The sequence below is a fragment of the Bradyrhizobium diazoefficiens genome (assembly GCF_016612535.1).
GTDB lineage: Bacteria > Pseudomonadota > Alphaproteobacteria > Rhizobiales > Xanthobacteraceae > Bradyrhizobium > Bradyrhizobium diazoefficiens_C.
The window spans coordinates 1,394,794-1,410,213 of record NZ_JAENXS010000002.1 but is presented as its reverse complement, the minus strand read 5'-3'; the positions used below and the strand labels follow the sequence as shown (position 1 = coordinate 1,410,213).

Genomic DNA, 15,420 nt, shown 5'->3' with positions numbered 1-15,420 from the left:
TTCACGCGGCAAAAGGAGAATCGATGAGCCACATTCTCGAAGTCGACCACAGCAAGACGCGCGCTTCAAAACGCCGTATCGAGCGGGCGCCCGACGGCAGGATCACAAGCGATGAGATGGCAGCGTCTCCGGGACAATATGAGGATCTCGGCCGAGAACTCGCGGCTGCCGTCGACGGCGAGGTGCGGTTCGACGCAGGCGATCGGGCGCTCTATGCCACGGATGCATCGAACTATCGGCAGGTGCCAATCGGCGTGGTAATCCCCCGGTCGGCCGCGGCCATCGTCAGGACCGTCCAGCTCTGCCGCAAGTTCGAGGCACCGATCGTCATGCGCGGGGGCGGGACGAGCCTCGCCGGCCAGGGCTGCAACTTCGCTGTCCTGATCGATTGCTCGAAATATCTCAATCGCGTGATCGCGATCGATGCCGTATCGCGGATTGCGGAGGTCGAGCCCGGCTGCATTCTGGATAATCTGCGCGGGACCGCCGAACGCCATCAGCTGACCTTTGGCCCCGATCCCGCCACGCACGACCACAACACGCTTGGTGGCATGATCGGCAACAATTCCTGCGGCGTGCATTCGGTGATGGCAGGGCGCACCTCCGACAACGTCGATTCCCTGGATATTCTCACCTATGACGGCCTTCGCCTTGAGGTTGGCCGCACTGGGGAAGACGAATTTCGCCAGCATCTCGCCGCCGGCGGACGCCGGGCGCAAATCTACCAGCAGCTCGATGAATTCCGCAGGCGCTATCGCGATCTCATCCTGGCGAAATACCCGAAGATTCCGCGGCGGGTGTCCGGTTACGAGAATCTGGACGAGCTGATGCCCGAACGCGGGTTCAACGTCGCGCGTGCGCTTGTGGGAACGGAAGGGACGTGCGCCGTCGTTCTCGGTGCCCGTCTGAACCTGATAGCAAGTCCAAGGTACCGCGTGCTTGTCATCATCGGCTTCGATGACGTCTATCACGCGGCCGACGCCGTGCCTGACGTACTCCCTTACGAGCCAATTGGGCTTGAAGGGTTCGACGAGTTGCTCGTCGAATTCGTCAAGAAGAAACACCTCCATCCCGAAGACGTCAAAGTGCTGCCGCCCGGAGGTGGCTGGCTGATTGCGGAATTCGGCGGCGATACGCGCGAGGACGCCACGGCGAAAGCCAATCCGCTGGCCCAGGAATTCAAGCGACGCGGACTCGATGCGAATCTGGTCGCCGATCCCGGGCCACAGGCCAAGATCTGGGAGGTCCGCGAAGCGGCGCTGGCGGCGACGGCGCATGTGCCGGGTCAGCCGGAAACCCATCCCGGATGGGAGGATAGTGCCGTGAGCCGGGAAAATCTCGGCCGTTATCTGCGCGAGCTCAAGGCGCTCTATCACAAATACGGCTATTTGGCCTCGGTGTACGGCCATTTTGGCGACGGCCTCGTGCATTGCCGGGTGCCGTTCAATTTGCGCACCGAGTTGGGCCTCGCGAACTGGCAACACTTCCTCGACGAGGCCGCCGATCTCGTCGTGCGCTATGGCGGCACGCTCTCGGGCGAGCACGGCGATGGTCAGGCGCGGGCGAGCCTGCTCGAGAAAATGTACGGGCCCGAATTGATGCAGGCCTTCCGCGAGTTCAAGGCGATCTGGGATCCGGCCGGCAAGATGAACCCGGGAAAGGTGCTTGAGCCGTTTCCGCCGACGTCGAACCTGCGGCTTGGCCCCAACTATCAGCCGCCTGACCTGCCGACCTATTTCTCCTATCAGCAGGACCACAACAGCTTTGCCACGGCGACGCGCCGCTGTGTGGGCGTGGGCTCGTGCCGCCGCCGCGACAGCGACAAGGGCGTGATGTGTCCGAGCTACATGGCGACCAACGAGGAGAAGTACTCGACGCGCGGTCGCGCGCGGCTGCTGTTCGAGATGCTGCACGGCGGGCCGATTGACGATCTCTGGCGCAGCACCGAAGTCGAGGAGGCGCTCGATCTCTGCCTCGGCTGCAAGGGCTGCAAGAGCGATTGTCCAGTGCAAGTCGATATGGCGACCTATAAGGCGGAGTTCCGCGCGCATCATTACAAGGCACGCCTGCGCCCGCGTGCGGCTTATTCGATGGGGCTGATCCACGAATGGTCGCGCATCGCAAGCTCTGCGCCTTGGCTGGCCAATGCCGTTTTTCGGTGGCCGGGGCTGTCGGCTGCGGCGAAATGGGCCGGTGGGATCGCGCCACAACGCAGGTTGCCACGCTATGCCCGCCGCTCGTTCGTGCAGTGGTTTCGCGACCGGGGCGCGCGCCAGGGCGGTAAGCCCGTGATGCTGTGGCCGGATACATTCAACAACTATTTCAGGCCGGAGACCGCCATTGCAGCCACAGAGGTCCTCGAGGCGCTGGGCTATACGATCACGATTCCCGACCGAAACCTGTGTTGTGGGCGGCCATTGTATGATTGGGGCATGCTCGATCAGGCGAAGAGGCTGTGGGGACGCACCCTGGAGACGCTGGCGCCCGTCATGAGGGACGGTATGCCGATCGTCGGCCTTGAGCCGGCCTGCGTCAGCGCCTTCCGCGACGAATTGCCGAGCCTGCTGCTCGGGAACGAGCATGCCGAACGCCTCTCACGCCAGACGCTCTTCTTCACCGAGTTTCTCGATCGGCATGTTCCCCATCAGAAACTCGGCCGAGTCTCTGGTTCGGCCTTGGTGCAGATTCACTGTCATCACCATGCAGTGCTGGAGCCGGATGCGGAGCGACACGTCCTCGATCACGTTGGGCTTGATTACGAGGTCATGAAATCCGGCTGCTGCGGAATGGCCGGGGCGTTCGGGTTCGAGCGCGATAAATACGACGTCTCCATCACCGCGGCCGAACGCGCGATGTTGCCGCTGATCAGAAACGCGGGCTCCGATACGGTCATTTTGGCAGACGGATTCAGTTGCCGCGAGCAGATCGAACAATGCTCCGGGCGCAGGACGAAGCACATCGCCGAGTTGCTGGCGAACGCGGTCAGCTCGACCAGCGCGGTGCGCTGAGATCGCACGCAATCAGGAGCGTCAGATATGCAGTCCAGGTCGCCCGAGAAAAACAACAAGCAGCCCAGAGATCGCCGACGCGACAAGGGTGCGGAAGGCGGCGCGACCGAGAGGTCGTCCACACGGCGCACGGAAGTCACGGAGGGCGACTCAGCTCATGAGGTCCACGAAGGCAAGCTGATCAGGAAGCCAGCCACGGAAAGCGGCAAGTAAGCGTTGGTCAGGGAAACTTGAGACTGAATTGCTGCTTCGGTCGTTGTCGGGATTCCGTCCGCGCCATTATCAGGCAACTCCGTCAAAATGGCTGAATATCTCAAACTCACGCCCGCGAGCGACGCCGACCAGCGTGATGCCGCTCGTCTCGGCCGTCCGGATTGCGAGTGCGGTCGGCGCTGAAATCGCGATGATGTGGCCGGCGCCGATCGCGGCAGTCTTCTGCACCATCTCGACCGATATCCGGCTGGTTAGTATAACGGCGCCGGAATGTCCTGCTATCCCCGCTGCTGCGAGGGCACCGGCGAGCTTGTCGAGCGCGTTGTGGCGGCCGACGTCTTCACGGACGACCAGGTTGGCGGCGCCGGGCGCGAAGAATCCGGCGGCATGGGTCGCGCGCGTCGACTGGCCGAGGATCTGTGACGCGGCGGTCCGCTCGATTGAGGAGCCAATCTGTTCGGGAGTGAGCCTGATCCGCCGCGCCACGGGACGAATGGCCGCGCTGGCCTCGCGCAGGCTTTCGATCCCGCACAGGCCGCAGCCGGTTGGCCCGACCAATCGCCGCCGCCGCTCTTTCAATTGCCGTCCAGCCCTCGGCCGCAGCCATACGCGCAGCTCGATGCCGTCGCGACTGGGATCGACCGTGAGCTCGGCGATTTCGCCCACATCGTCGATAATCCCTTCGGTCAGGCTGAAGCCGATTGCGAAATCGGAGAGATCGCCGGGCGTCGCCATGAGGACCGCCAGCGTCGTGCCGTCGTAGACCAGTGCGACCGGACACTCTTCGGCCATCATGCGCTGGTCAAGCATTCGGCCTGACGTAAGCCTTGGCATGCTGGTGGAAGCGGTGCGCGCGAGCGCGCGGTCGCGCTGGCCGAGTTGTGAGCCGTGCATGAGGTTCGTCCTAACGTCGGTCTATCGACGCGCGATGCGCGCGAAGGTTCCGAAGTCTTAGGAACCAGCGAGCGCTTCTCAGGTTTTCCGTGCGGGGCTTGCAGTTGAAGGGCCCGCCATGCGGCAGAAAGCCAAAGTCGAAAATTACAACGCTCCCGCCGGCGGTTGGGGATCGCTCAACGCCGTCGTTCATATCCTGACGCAGGAAGAGGTTGCCCTCCTCGGCAGCGAGATCCTGCTGAAGCAGAACAAGCCCGGCGGTTTCATGTGCGTGAGCTGCTCCTGGGCCAAGCCGGCAAGCCCGCATCCGTTCGAATTCTGCGAGAACGGCGCCAAGGCGACCGCCTGGGAGGTGACAGGCAAGACCGTCGGGCCGGAGTTCTTCGCCGGGCATACGCTTACCGAGCTGCGCTCCTGGTCCGATCATCGATTGGAAGAGCAAGGGCGGCTGACCAATCCGATGCGCTATGATCCGGTCAGCGACAAATACGTCGCGGTGGACTGGAGCGAGGCGTTTCGCGAGATAGGCGCGGAGCTGAACAAGCTCGATCCCCATTCGGTGGTCATGTACACGTCCGGCCGCGCCTCGTTGGAGGCCAGCTACATGTACCAGCTGTTCGGCCGGATGTACGGCACCAACAATTTCCCCGACAGCTCCAACATGTGTCATGAGACCACTTCAGTGGCCCTGCCTCAAGTCATCGGGGTTCCGGTCGGCACCGTGCAGCTCAAGGATTTCAGCGACACCGATTGCATTTTCTTCTTTGGTCACAACACGACGACGAATGCACCACGGATGCTGCATCCGCTCCAGGAGGCAGCCCAGCGCGGCGTGCCCATCGTGACCTTCAACCCGCTCCGGGAGCGGGGCCTCGAGCGGTTCGTCAATCCGCAAAACCCGATGCAGATGATCACGGGCGGCACGCGCATCAGCACGCAATATCATCAGGTCCGCGTCGGCGGCGACGCCGCGGCGATCGCCGGGATTTGCAAGTCGGTGATCGAGTCGGACGATCTGGCACAGGCGAACGGCAGGCCGCGTGTGGTCGATGTCGAGTTCATCGCCCAGCATACAGCTGGCTACGAGGAGTTCGCCGCGTTCTGCCGCGCGCAGAACTGGAACGAAATCGAGCGCGCATCGGGCCTCTCGCGCATGGCGATGCTCGAGGCCGCCAATGTCTATATGGCTGCCAACGCTGTGATCGCCAACTACGGCATGGGCGTCACCCAGCACAAGCACGGAGTCGAGACGGCCAAGATGATCGTCAATCTACTGCTGCTCCGTGGCAACATCGGCAAACCTGGCGCGGGCATCTCGCCAATCCGCGGTCATTCCAATGTCCAGGGCCAACGTACGGTCGGGATCTCCGAGAAGACAAAGCTCGTGCCGCTCGACAGGCTCGCCGAACTCTACGGCTTTGAGCCGCCACGCTGGGATGGTCTTTCGACGGTGGATGCCTGCGAGGGCATCTTGAAGGGCGACGTCCGTGGCTTCATCAGTCTCGGCGGCAATTTCGTGCGCGCGATCCCGGAGCGATCGCTGATGGAGCCGGCCTGGTCTGGCCTGCGTCTGTCGGTGCAAATCGCGACCAAGCTCAACCGCAGCCACATCGTGCCGGGCGAGGTGACTTATCTCCTGCCATGTCTCGGCCGCATCGAGATCGACGAGCAGGCCAGCGGTGCGCAGGCCGTGTCGATGGAAGACTCAACCGCATGCATTCACGGCTCGCGCGGGCAGCGCAAGCCGGTGACCCAGCATGCCCTGTCGGAACCTGCGATCATCGCCGGACTTGCCAAAGCAACGCTGAAGGCAAACTCTAAAGTCGATTGGGACGGCTGGATCGCCGATTATTCGCGCGTGAGGGATGCCATTGAGCGCACCTATCCCGACCAGTTCAAGGATTTCAACAAGCGCATGTTCGAGCCCGGCGGATTTCCGCGGCCGCTGGCGGCGCGCGAGCGCAAGTGGAAGACGCCGAACGGCAAGGCCAACTTCACCGTGCCAAAGTCGGCGTTCGCGCCGCCAAAGGAGAGTGATGGCGTCTATGAGCTGATGACCATGCGCGCCGACGGGCAGTTCAACACGACGATCTACACCGAAGACGACCGCTTCCGCGGCATCGAAGGCAGCCGTTACGTCGTGCTGATGAATCCGGCTGATATGGAAGCGGACGGGCTGAAATCCGGAGACACCGTCACGTTGGTGACGGAGGCCAGTGACGGCGTCGAGCGCAGCCTGAGCGAGCTCCAGGTCGTGCCCTATGACATCCCGCGCCGGAGCATTGCCGGCTACTATCCCGAATGCAACGGGCTTATTCCCCTGTGGCATTACGCGGAAGGCAGCAAGGTGCCGGCGGCAAAGTCCGTTCCGGTGCGGCTCTTCAAGGATGTGCCGCCCGAGATCATCGAGGGCGGCGAGATGCCGATCTCGGCCAGCTAATAGACGTCACAACGGCGAGAGTCTGGGATGAAATCGAAAATGATCAACGACGGCGCGGAGCGGGTCTTTGTCCTGATTCTGGATCAGGGCGAGGAGGCCTTCAGGACTGTCGCCGAATTCGCCGATCGCGAGAAGGTCACTGGCGCCTCGGTCTCGGCGATCGGCGCCTTCTCGCAGGCGAAGGTCGGCTGGTTCGATTTCGCGGCCAAGAAGTACAAGCCGATCGAGGTCGGCGAGCAATGCGAGGTGCTGAGCCTGCTGGGCGATGTCGCGCAAGGCGACGACGGCAAGGCCAGCCTGCATCTTCACGCCGTGCTGGGTTTGCAGGACGGCACGCTGCGCGGTGGCCACCTTCTGTCCGGCTCGGTCCAACCCACGCTCGAGGTCACGATCACGGAGACCGTGGTTCACCTGCGCCGCAAGAAGCGGCCCGACCTTGGCATTGCGTTGATCAGCATCTAGCCAGGGGAGGCGACATGTACGCGCTTTTTGAAGGTGAAAGACAGATCGGCAGCCCGTTTGCCACGGAGAAGGAGGTCTGGGAGGCCGCGTTGATCGAAGGGCTTGTCACAGACGTTCCGGTTGCAGACGAGGAGGGCGGTCGGCTGCTGCCGGCCGGCTATCACGTCCAGGAGGTCGATGAGGGCGCCCGACCTTCGGGCGGATGAACTCGCGACCGACAATGGTCGCCAATGCCGCGTTGCGCAATGCGTTGCCGGAGCGCGATACCCGGAACGCCGGTCGTTGCTGGTCGTTGAAGAACCACACCAACATGGAGGCTTCAATGAAGACGTTGGGATTGATCGCCGGAACCGCGATGGTGATGGCCACCGCCCTGTCGCCTGCGCTCGCACGCGACTATTGCGATACGCATCGCTGCTATCACCGCGGCCCCGTGGGGGCCGCGGCCGATACCGCCGCCGGAATCGCCGGCGCGGCGATCGGGACCGCCGGTGCGATCGCCACCGCCCCGTTCCGGAACTCGTACGCCTATGATCGGTCGGACTGCCGTCCGGGAATGTGGTTCCGCGGTCCGGATGGGCGACGACACCGCTGCCGGTAGTGGCCCCTTGCTCGCGCGATTGTAATGTCACGCGTTCCGACCAAAGACGAGCGAGCGCATAGGAACATCCAAATCCGGCTCACGTTGGCGACACGGGGTAGATGGATGTTCCATGCAGCGCAGAACGTTTCTCGCACTCGCGGCCTGGCTTGTCGGAACCACCTCCCTGACGCGCGCGACCGTGATCCACAATCGTGTGCCGTGGGCGCCGCATCCGAACTCTGCGCCAGAGATGGTGCGGCCGGGTCCGTGGCAGTTCTTTACGCTTGATGAAGCTCGCGCGATGGAAGCGATCGTCGATCGCATTATCCCGCCCGACCCGGAGACGCCTGGCGGCAAGATCGCCGGCTGCGCCGTCTTCATCGATCGCCAGCTCAAGGGACCGTACGGCTCTAACCAGGGTCATTACACGCTTGGACCGCACACCAAAGGCACCCAGGAGCAAGGCCCGCAATCGGCGCTGACCCATTCCGAGCTCTATCGCAACGCGCTGGCTGCGCTCGACAAGCATTGCAAGTCGACCCAGGCTGGAAAATCCTTCGCGGAGCTCGATGCGGCCGCACAGGACGACGTGTTGCGGAAAATCGAGTCAGGCGAGGTCAAGTTCGAGACGGTCGATGCGAAGGGGTTCTTCTCCGCCCTGCTGAAGGACGTACCGGAAGGCTTCTTCGCTGATCCCGTTCACGGCGGCAACATCGACATGGTCGGATGGAAGATGATCGGCTTTCCCGGTATCCGCTACGACTATCGCGACTGGGTCAATCGCCACAACGAACGCTATCCGCATCCGCCCGTGAGCATCGCCGGGCGCGCGGATTGGACCCCTGCAAAATCGTGAGCGCCGCACATGGCCCGTAAGCTCCCGCGGAAGGACGTCGTCATCGTCGGGCTGGGCTGGACCGGCTCGATCATGGCCTACGAGCTCGCCGACGCCGGGCTCGACGTGATTGCGATCGAGCGCGGCCCGTGGCGCAATACGGCGACGGACTACCCGCCGGGTTACGCGGCTGATGAGCTGCGCTACCGCATCCGTCACGAGCTGTTCCTGAGCCCGAGCCAGACCACCTTCACCTTCCGCAACAAGATGAGCGAGGCCGCGCTGCCGATCAGAAGCTGGGGTGCGTTCATGCCGCCGAACGGCGTCGGCGGCGGCGGGGTGCACTGGAACGCGGAGACGTGGCGCTTCCTGCCGTCGGATTTCGTGCTGAAGACGCATCTGACCGAGCGTTACGGGGCAAACTTCCTGCCCGGGGACATGACCATCCAGGACTGGGGCGTGACCTATGACGAGCTCGAGCCGCATTACGATAAGTTCGAATATCTCTGTGGCACGTCCGGTCAGGCCGGCAATATCAACGGCACGATCATGGATGGCGGCAACCCGTTCGAGGGACCGCGCGCGCGGGCCTATCCGAATCCGCCGCAGGATCAGCCGTTCGGCCATACGCTGTTCGGCAAGGCGGCGCGCGATCTCGGCTACAAGCCGTTTCCGCAGCCCTCCGGTAATATGTCGCGGCCGTACCAGAATCCTCTCGGCGTTCGGCTCGGGCCATGTACCTATTGCGGGTTCTGCGAGTGGTTCGGTTGCGGCAACTATTCAAAGGCCTCGCCGCAGACCACGGTGCTGCCAGCGCTCGTTCGCAAACCCAACTTCACGGCCCGTGACAACAGCGAGGTCACGCGGATCAATCTCGACAGCTCCGGCAAGCGCGCCACCGGCGTGACCTTTGTCGATGCCGCGGGGGACGAGTGGGAGCAGCCCGCCGACCTCGTCGTGCTCTCGGCCTACACGATCTTCAATGTTCAACTCCTGCTGCTGTCAGGCATCGGCAAGGCCTATGATCCCGCGGCCAACACCGGCGTGATCGGCCGCAATTTCACCCACCAGACCATCTCCGACGTCGTCAGTTTCTTCGATCCGGCAAAATTTGTCTTCAATCCCTTCATCGCCTCCGGCGCGATCGGAATGTGCATCGACGAGTTCAACGGCGATAATTTTGACCATGGGCCGCATGGCTTCGTCGGCGGCGGCTACATGGGACATGTGCAGACTAACGGCCGGCCGATCGAAACCACGCCGGTGCCGCCGGGTACGCCGCTCTGGGGCGCGGCATGGAAAAAGGCCGTCAAGGAGAACTATCAGAGCGCGATCAAGCCCGGGACCGGCGTCCATGGCAGCATGTACAGCTACCGCGACGTCTATGTCGATCTCGACCCCACCTACAAAGATCGCTTCAACCGGCCGCTGGCGCGGATCACCATGGATTTCCACGACAACGAGATCAAGCAGAACAAATTCCTGACCGACAAGTTCGCCGAGATCTTTCAGGCAATGGGCGCAAAACAGGTCCACAAGGAATACCGCAAGGCGCCCTACGACATCACAAAATACCAGACGACGCATCTCTGCGGCGGCGCGATCATGGGAACGGATTCCAACACCAGCGCGCTCAACCGTTATCTCCAAAGCTGGGACGTACCGAACCTGTTCGTGCTGGGCGCCAGCGCGTTTCCGCAAAATGCCGGCTACAACCCGACCGGAACGGTTGCGGCGCTCGCCTATTGGACGGCCGATGCCATCCGCTCCAAATATCTCAGGAACCCCGGGCAGCTCATCAATGCGTAGAGTTGCGAAACTCGCTTTGGCGATGCTCACGCTGGCGGCCAGCGCGGGCGGGGCCGCGAGCGCAGACTTGCAAGACTTTGCGTCCGTCGAGCGCGGGCGGTATTTGGCCGCCGCTGCCGATTGCGGCAGCTGCCATACGATCCCGGGCAGCGATCATCCCTTCAGCGGCGGCCGTCCCATCGAGACACCGTTCGGCGTGCTGGTCGCGCCCAACATTACGCCCGATCGCGAGACCGGGATCGGCGCCTGGAGCGACGATGAATTTGACGCAGCCGTGCGCAAGGGCGTGCGCCGCGACGGCAAGCGGCTCTATCCGGCCATGCCGTTTCCTTATTTCGCACGAATGGCGCGAGAGGACGTCATGGACATCCGCGCTTATCTGTCGACCGTCGAGCCGGTTCACAATCCCGTCAGCGTCAACAAACTGCCGTTCCCGCTGAACCAGCGGATGGCGATGACAGTCTGGGACAGGCTCTATTTCATGCCGGGCGAGTTCAGGAAGCAGCCGGACAAGTCGAAAGAATGGAATCGCGGCGCCTATCTTGTCGAAGGCCCGGGTCATTGCGGCGCCTGCCATACACCGAAGACTGCTTTGGGCGGCGACAAGTCGGACAAGCCGCTGCAAGGCTATACGCTCCAGGGATGGGTCGCGCCTGATATCACCAGCGGGCAAGGTCCGCTCGCGGCCTGGTCAGCCGATGATATCGCGCAATACCTTAAGACGGGCCACAACCGGTTTGCGGCGGCGGCCGGACTGATGGGCGAAGTGGTCGACCTCTCGACATCGAAACTCAGTGACGACGACACCAAGGCGATAGCGGCCTATCTGAAGGATATATCCGGACCGAAGCCTGCGGCGGACAGTTCGGCGGATTCCCATGTCATGGCCGCGGGCAGCGCAATCTATCAGGATCTCTGCTCGGCCTGCCACAAATCGGACGGGACTGGCGTTCCCAACCTCATTCCAAACCTCGCCAACGCCGCGACGGTCAAGACTGACGATCCCACGACGGTGTTGCGCGTGGTCCTCCAGGGCGCGCAGAGCGTGGCAACCGACAAGGAGCCGACTGGCCCCGCTATGCCTGCCTTTGGTTGGCAATTGAACGACGCGCAGGTCGCGGCGGTCGCGACCTATGTCCGCAACCATTGGGGCAAGGCGCCGCCGGTCAGCGAGGACGAGGCGAAGAAGGAGCGCGCGCAACTCGACGCGAGAACCAACTGACCTTCACGTCCGCGTCAGGAAATCCATGGACCCCAGCCACAGCAGGATGCCGAGCCAGAATAGGCCTGCGCCCGCAAAAATGAGCGTGAGGCCGCTGCGATGTCGCAGTTCCATGAAGATGGCCGCGACCAGTCCCGCCTTGATCGTGCCGATGCCGAGCGCCACGACGGCGTTGGCGGCCCCAAGCGGGACGTAAGCCAGAGTCACGGTTAGCGCCAGCAAAACCAGCAGGCCAAGCCAGGCTCCGACGAGGGCAAATGGCGGCCGCCATTCCGTCATGACGAGGACCGTCCCGGCAGGTAGATCAGCGCGAACAGGAAGATCCAGACCACGTCGACGAAATGCCAGTACAGCGCCGCGCTGTGCAGCGCCGCATGATGGCGCGTCGTCGGTGCCCTCCGGCAGATGATCGCAAGCGTGATCAGCAGGCAGACCCCGATCAGCATGTGCAGGGCGTGGATCGCGGTGGCGACGAAGTAGAAGACAAAGAACAGCTGGACGCCGTTGGCCTTTGGGCCAGCGAACTGAAAGTCGATCCCGGGAACGAGATGTTCGTCATATTCCTTGCCGTATTCGATGCCCTTGAGCACGATGAAGACAAGGCCGAGACAGGCCGCTCCCACAAGCAGCCATGTGACGATCTTGGTGGTAGCGGGCGAGAAGATCTCGACGGCCCACGCCACTAGAAAGCTCGATGTCAGCAGGACGGCCGTATTGGTGGTTCCGATCACGATCTTGGTGTGCCGGCTGCCTGCGGCGAAGCCTTGCGGGAAGGCGTGCCGATAGACCAGATAAGCGAGGATCAGGCCACCGAACAGCAGTACTTCCGTGGCGATGAACACCCACATGCCGAGTTCGGCGGTGTGGTCGCGATGGGGGACAGATGCGTATTGGGGCGCGAATGCGGAGCTCTCAGGCATTTTGTGGCTCCGCCTGGAAATGCTCGTTGTATTGATACGGGGCGCGCGTCACCACGGGCTGGCTTGCAAAGTTGAACTCCGGTGGCGGCGAGGAAGTCTGCCATTCGAGCCCAGGCGCGTTCCAGGGGTTTGCCGGCGCGCGACGGCCAAAGAAGGCCGAGTAGCCGAGATAGAACAGCGGCATCAGATAGGCGACCGCGAGGATCGCAGCGCCTCCGGACGACAATACGTTCCAGACCTGAAATTCCGGGGGATAGACGTGGTAGCGACGCGGCATGCCTTCGGCGCCGAGGATGAATTGCGGAAAGAAAGTGAGGTTGAAGCCAAAGAAGATCAGCACGGCGGCGGTGCGCGCCCAATATTCGGAATAGAGCCGGCCGGTGATCTTCGGCCACCAGTAATGCAGGCCGCCGAAATAGGCCGTCACCATGCCGCCGACCATGATGTAGTGGAAATGCGCGACGACAAAGTAGGTGTCGGTCGCATGCACGTCGTAGGCGAGGCACGCCAGGAACAGGCCGGTGAGGCCGCCGATCGTGAACAGGCCGATGAAGGCCAGCGCATAGAGCATGGGCGCGTCGAAATGGATCGAGCCTTTGTGCAGGGTTGCGGTCCAGTTGAACACCTTGATCGCGGAGGGCACCGCGACGATGAAGCTCATGAAGGAGAATACGAGGCTCGCAATCAGCGACTGGCCGCTGACGAACATATGGTGGCCCCAAACCAGAAAGCCGACCGCCGCAATGGCCAGGCTGCACCATGCCACGAACTTGTAGCCGAACACCTGCTTGCGCGAGAAGCAGGAGACCAGCTCATTGATCACCCCCATGCCCGGCAGGATCATGATGTAGACTGCGGGATGCGAGTAAAACCAGAACAGGTGTTGAAACAGCAGCGGATCGCCGCCGATCCTGGGATCGAAGATGCCGACGCCGAAGAAACGTTCCGTCGCCATCAGCAGCAGCGTGATCGCGAGCACCGGTGTCGCCAGCACCAGGATGACCGATGTTGCGTACAGCGACCACAGGAACAACGGCAGGCGGTACCAGGTCAGTCCGGGCGCACGCAGGCGATGGATGGTGACGATGAAATTGAGGCCGGTCAGGATCGACGAGAAGCCGGCAATGAAAATGCCGGCGGCGGCGACGATCACATAGCTGTTGGAATACAGCGTCGAAAACGGCGTGTAGAAGGTCCAGCCGGTGTCGACACCACCGGCGAGGATCGCAAACAGCGTGATGCAGCCGCCGAGCATGAAGATGTACCAGCTCATCAGATTGAGCCGGGGGAAGGCCAGGTCTCGCGCGCCGATCATCAGCGGGACGACGAAATTGCCGAGCGTGTTGGGGATCGACGGGATCAGAAAGAACCACACCATGATGATGCCGTGCATGGTGAAGAGGCGGTTATAGACGTCGGAGCTGACGAGATCGGCCTGCGGCGTGGCGAGCTCGATCCGGATTGCGGTCGCAGCCGCGCCTCCGATGAAGAAAAAGAAGATCAGGCTCGCGAAATAGAGGATCGCGATCCTCTTGTGATCCGTCGTCAGGAACCAGGATCTCAGCGTGTAGTCGGTGGTGAGATAGTTCTTGTCGCTCATGATGGGTGCCCTGCGAGCGATTTGATGTAGATCACGAGCCGCAACAGCTGGTCCTCGCTGACCTTGCCCTCGAACGAGGGCATCAGCGGTTGATAGCTTGCGACCACCTGGCTGCGCGGCATCAGGATGGAATCCCGGATGTACTTGTCATCCGCGATCACGGTGGTGCCGTCCGAGAGCGGCACCGGCTTGCCGTAGACGCCTTCGAGCGGAGGCGCGCGGATCGTGCCGCCACCACCGTGACAACCGCTACAGCCGAGTTCGCGGAACAGCTGGCCGCCTTCGCTCGCGAGCGGACTCGACGGTGCCTGTTGCGTCAGCCAGTTGGAGAAATCGGCCGGCTCCATCGCGACGATCTCGCCGATCATGCCGGAGTGATCGGTGCCGCAATATTCGGCGCAAAACAAATGATAGTGGCCGGGCTTGTCGACTTCGATCTCGAGGTCCTGGTAGCGGCCTGGGACCACATCATGCTTCAGCCGAAGTGCGGGAATGAAGAAGCTGTGAATGACGTCCTGCGAGGCCATCACCAGGCGGACGGGGCGCTTGACCGGGATGTGCAGCGCGTCGATCTCGGACTGGCCGCCGGGATGCTGCGTCTTCCACATCCACTGCTTCGCCACGACGAACACATCGTTGTCGTCCGCGGGCGTGCGGTAGATCTGGAAATAGACGCTCGCGCCCCAGACGAAGAGGCCGAGGAAGCAAACGAACGAGGCGGCGGTCCAGCTTACTTCCCAGTGCCAGCTCTTCTTGACGCGATGGTCTCGATCGATCTGGTTTCCCGCGCGATAGCGGGCGCAAAACAGCACGAGCAGAAAAAACAGCAGCGCGAGCACCAGCGCGCTTGCGATCAAAAGGCCGGCGAACAACAGATCGACGTCGCCGCTATGCGGCGACAGGCCGGGACGCCAGAACGGGATCCACTGGCGCCACATCTAGGGCAACCTCGATCGGAGCGCGCTCATTGAGACGGCCATCCCGGCAGGCCTTTGCGCAGGAGAATATCGACCGCACGATCGATCGGGATGCGGACTTGTCCTCGACCGCGATCGGCCCAGCCGTAGCCGCGCTCGATTTGCGCTTCGCCCTGTCGTGTCGCCTGCAACGTGGCTTGAGGGTTGACCTCGAGCGGAGGTGCATTGGACCTTATCGCCGGACGGCTCGCGGGTGTGATGGGTTTGGTCGACGATGGAAACAGGATGGGCAGCACGAGCGGCGTCACTACGACGAAAGTTGCAAGACCTGCCGCGAGCCAGCCGACAAGTCGGATTCCGACGTCCGACCGCTCATAGTCGACGTGGTTGATGTCCGCCATCGGTGTGCTGTCCTCGGTCGCGGCAAGACAATGCGATCCTAAGGCTTGTGTTCCTACCTTAGGAACCAACGCCGGGCAACCAGATTGTCGACCGGACAGCTCGCTCTCAGGTCACG

General features: G+C 62.6%; 14 protein-coding genes. 8 read left to right on the top strand and 6 right to left on the bottom strand.

Translation table 11 applies throughout. The features are described 5' to 3' along the window. Positions 1-23: 23 nt before the first annotated feature. Complete coding sequence (locus JJE66_RS23630) at positions 24-3,008, top strand: FAD-binding and (Fe-S)-binding domain-containing protein (RefSeq protein WP_200516879.1); 2,985 nt, start codon at positions 24-26, stop codon at positions 3,006-3,008. Positions 3,009-3,290: 282 nt separating this feature from the next. On the opposite strand, the gene fdhD is transcribed toward JJE66_RS23630, so the two are convergent. Then, on the bottom strand, positions 3,291-4,115 hold the full coding sequence (gene fdhD, locus JJE66_RS23625; RefSeq protein ID WP_246756521.1) for a formate dehydrogenase accessory sulfurtransferase FdhD: 825 nt from the start codon (positions 4,113-4,115) through the stop codon (positions 3,291-3,293). Positions 4,116-4,233: 118 nt separating this feature from the next. On the opposite strand from fdhD, the gene JJE66_RS23620 reads away from it, so the two are divergent. The 7 genes from JJE66_RS23620 to JJE66_RS23590 all read left to right on the top strand — a co-directional run bounded on the left by JJE66_RS23620 (position 4,234) and on the right by JJE66_RS23590 (position 11,466). After that, positions 4,234-6,555 (top strand): FdhF/YdeP family oxidoreductase, encoded by a 2,322-nt coding sequence (locus JJE66_RS23620; protein ID WP_200516878.1) that lies wholly within the window; start codon positions 4,234-4,236, stop codon positions 6,553-6,555. A gap of 27 nt (positions 6,556-6,582) precedes the next feature. Beyond that, entirely contained in the window at positions 6,583-7,017 is a 435-nt protein-coding gene (locus JJE66_RS23615; protein ID WP_200516877.1) for a PPC domain-containing DNA-binding protein, read from the top strand. A 14-nt stretch (positions 7,018-7,031) separates the two neighbouring features. Next, positions 7,032-7,223, top strand: a complete 192-nt coding sequence (locus JJE66_RS23610; protein ID WP_200516876.1) for a hypothetical protein — start codon at positions 7,032-7,034, stop codon at positions 7,221-7,223. 14 nt (positions 7,224-7,237) lie between these two features. Further along, positions 7,238-7,618: a hypothetical protein gene (locus tag JJE66_RS23605; RefSeq protein ID WP_246756519.1), complete on the top strand. Its 381-nt coding sequence runs from the start codon at positions 7,238-7,240 to the stop codon at positions 7,616-7,618. A 112-nt stretch (positions 7,619-7,730) separates the two neighbouring features. Next, a complete protein-coding gene (locus JJE66_RS23600; RefSeq protein ID WP_200516875.1) occupies positions 7,731-8,456 on the top strand; it encodes a gluconate 2-dehydrogenase subunit 3 family protein in 726 nt (241 codons plus the stop codon). 9 nt (positions 8,457-8,465) lie between these two features. Further along, positions 8,466-10,244: a GMC family oxidoreductase gene (locus JJE66_RS23595; protein WP_200516874.1), complete on the top strand. Its 1,779-nt coding sequence runs from the start codon at positions 8,466-8,468 to the stop codon at positions 10,242-10,244. Continuing rightward, positions 10,237-11,466 (top strand): cytochrome c, encoded by a 1,230-nt coding sequence (locus tag JJE66_RS23590; protein ID WP_200516873.1) that lies wholly within the window; start codon positions 10,237-10,239, stop codon positions 11,464-11,466. Before JJE66_RS23595 ends, JJE66_RS23590 begins: the two co-directional genes overlap by 8 nt. 3 nt (positions 11,467-11,469) lie before the next feature. Here the strand turns inward: JJE66_RS23590 and JJE66_RS23585 are convergent, their stop codons facing one another. From JJE66_RS23585 to JJE66_RS23565, 5 genes are read right to left on the bottom strand one after another with little or no spacing between them, the layout of a single operon-like run. Further along, positions 11,470-11,745, bottom strand: a complete 276-nt coding sequence (locus tag JJE66_RS23585; protein ID WP_200516872.1) for a cytochrome C oxidase subunit IV family protein — start codon at positions 11,743-11,745, stop codon at positions 11,470-11,472. Further along, positions 11,742-12,386 carry a cytochrome c oxidase subunit 3 gene (locus JJE66_RS23580; protein ID WP_200516871.1) on the bottom strand — a complete coding sequence of 215 codons (645 nt, stop codon included), beginning with the start codon at positions 12,384-12,386 and terminating at the stop codon, positions 11,742-11,744. The genes JJE66_RS23585 and JJE66_RS23580 overlap by 4 nt, the downstream gene beginning before the upstream one ends. Then, positions 12,379-13,986 (bottom strand): cytochrome c oxidase subunit I, encoded by a 1,608-nt coding sequence (gene ctaD / locus JJE66_RS23575; RefSeq protein WP_200516870.1) that lies wholly within the window; start codon positions 13,984-13,986, stop codon positions 12,379-12,381. The genes JJE66_RS23580 and ctaD overlap by 8 nt, the downstream gene beginning before the upstream one ends. Further along, complete coding sequence (gene coxB, locus JJE66_RS23570) at positions 13,983-14,924, bottom strand: cytochrome c oxidase subunit II (protein WP_200516869.1); 942 nt, start codon at positions 14,922-14,924, stop codon at positions 13,983-13,985. Before coxB ends, ctaD begins: the two co-directional genes overlap by 4 nt. 26 nt (positions 14,925-14,950) lie before the next feature. Next, complete coding sequence (locus JJE66_RS23565) at positions 14,951-15,304, bottom strand: hypothetical protein (RefSeq protein WP_200516868.1); 354 nt, start codon at positions 15,302-15,304, stop codon at positions 14,951-14,953. Positions 15,305-15,420 lie beyond the last annotated feature (116 nt).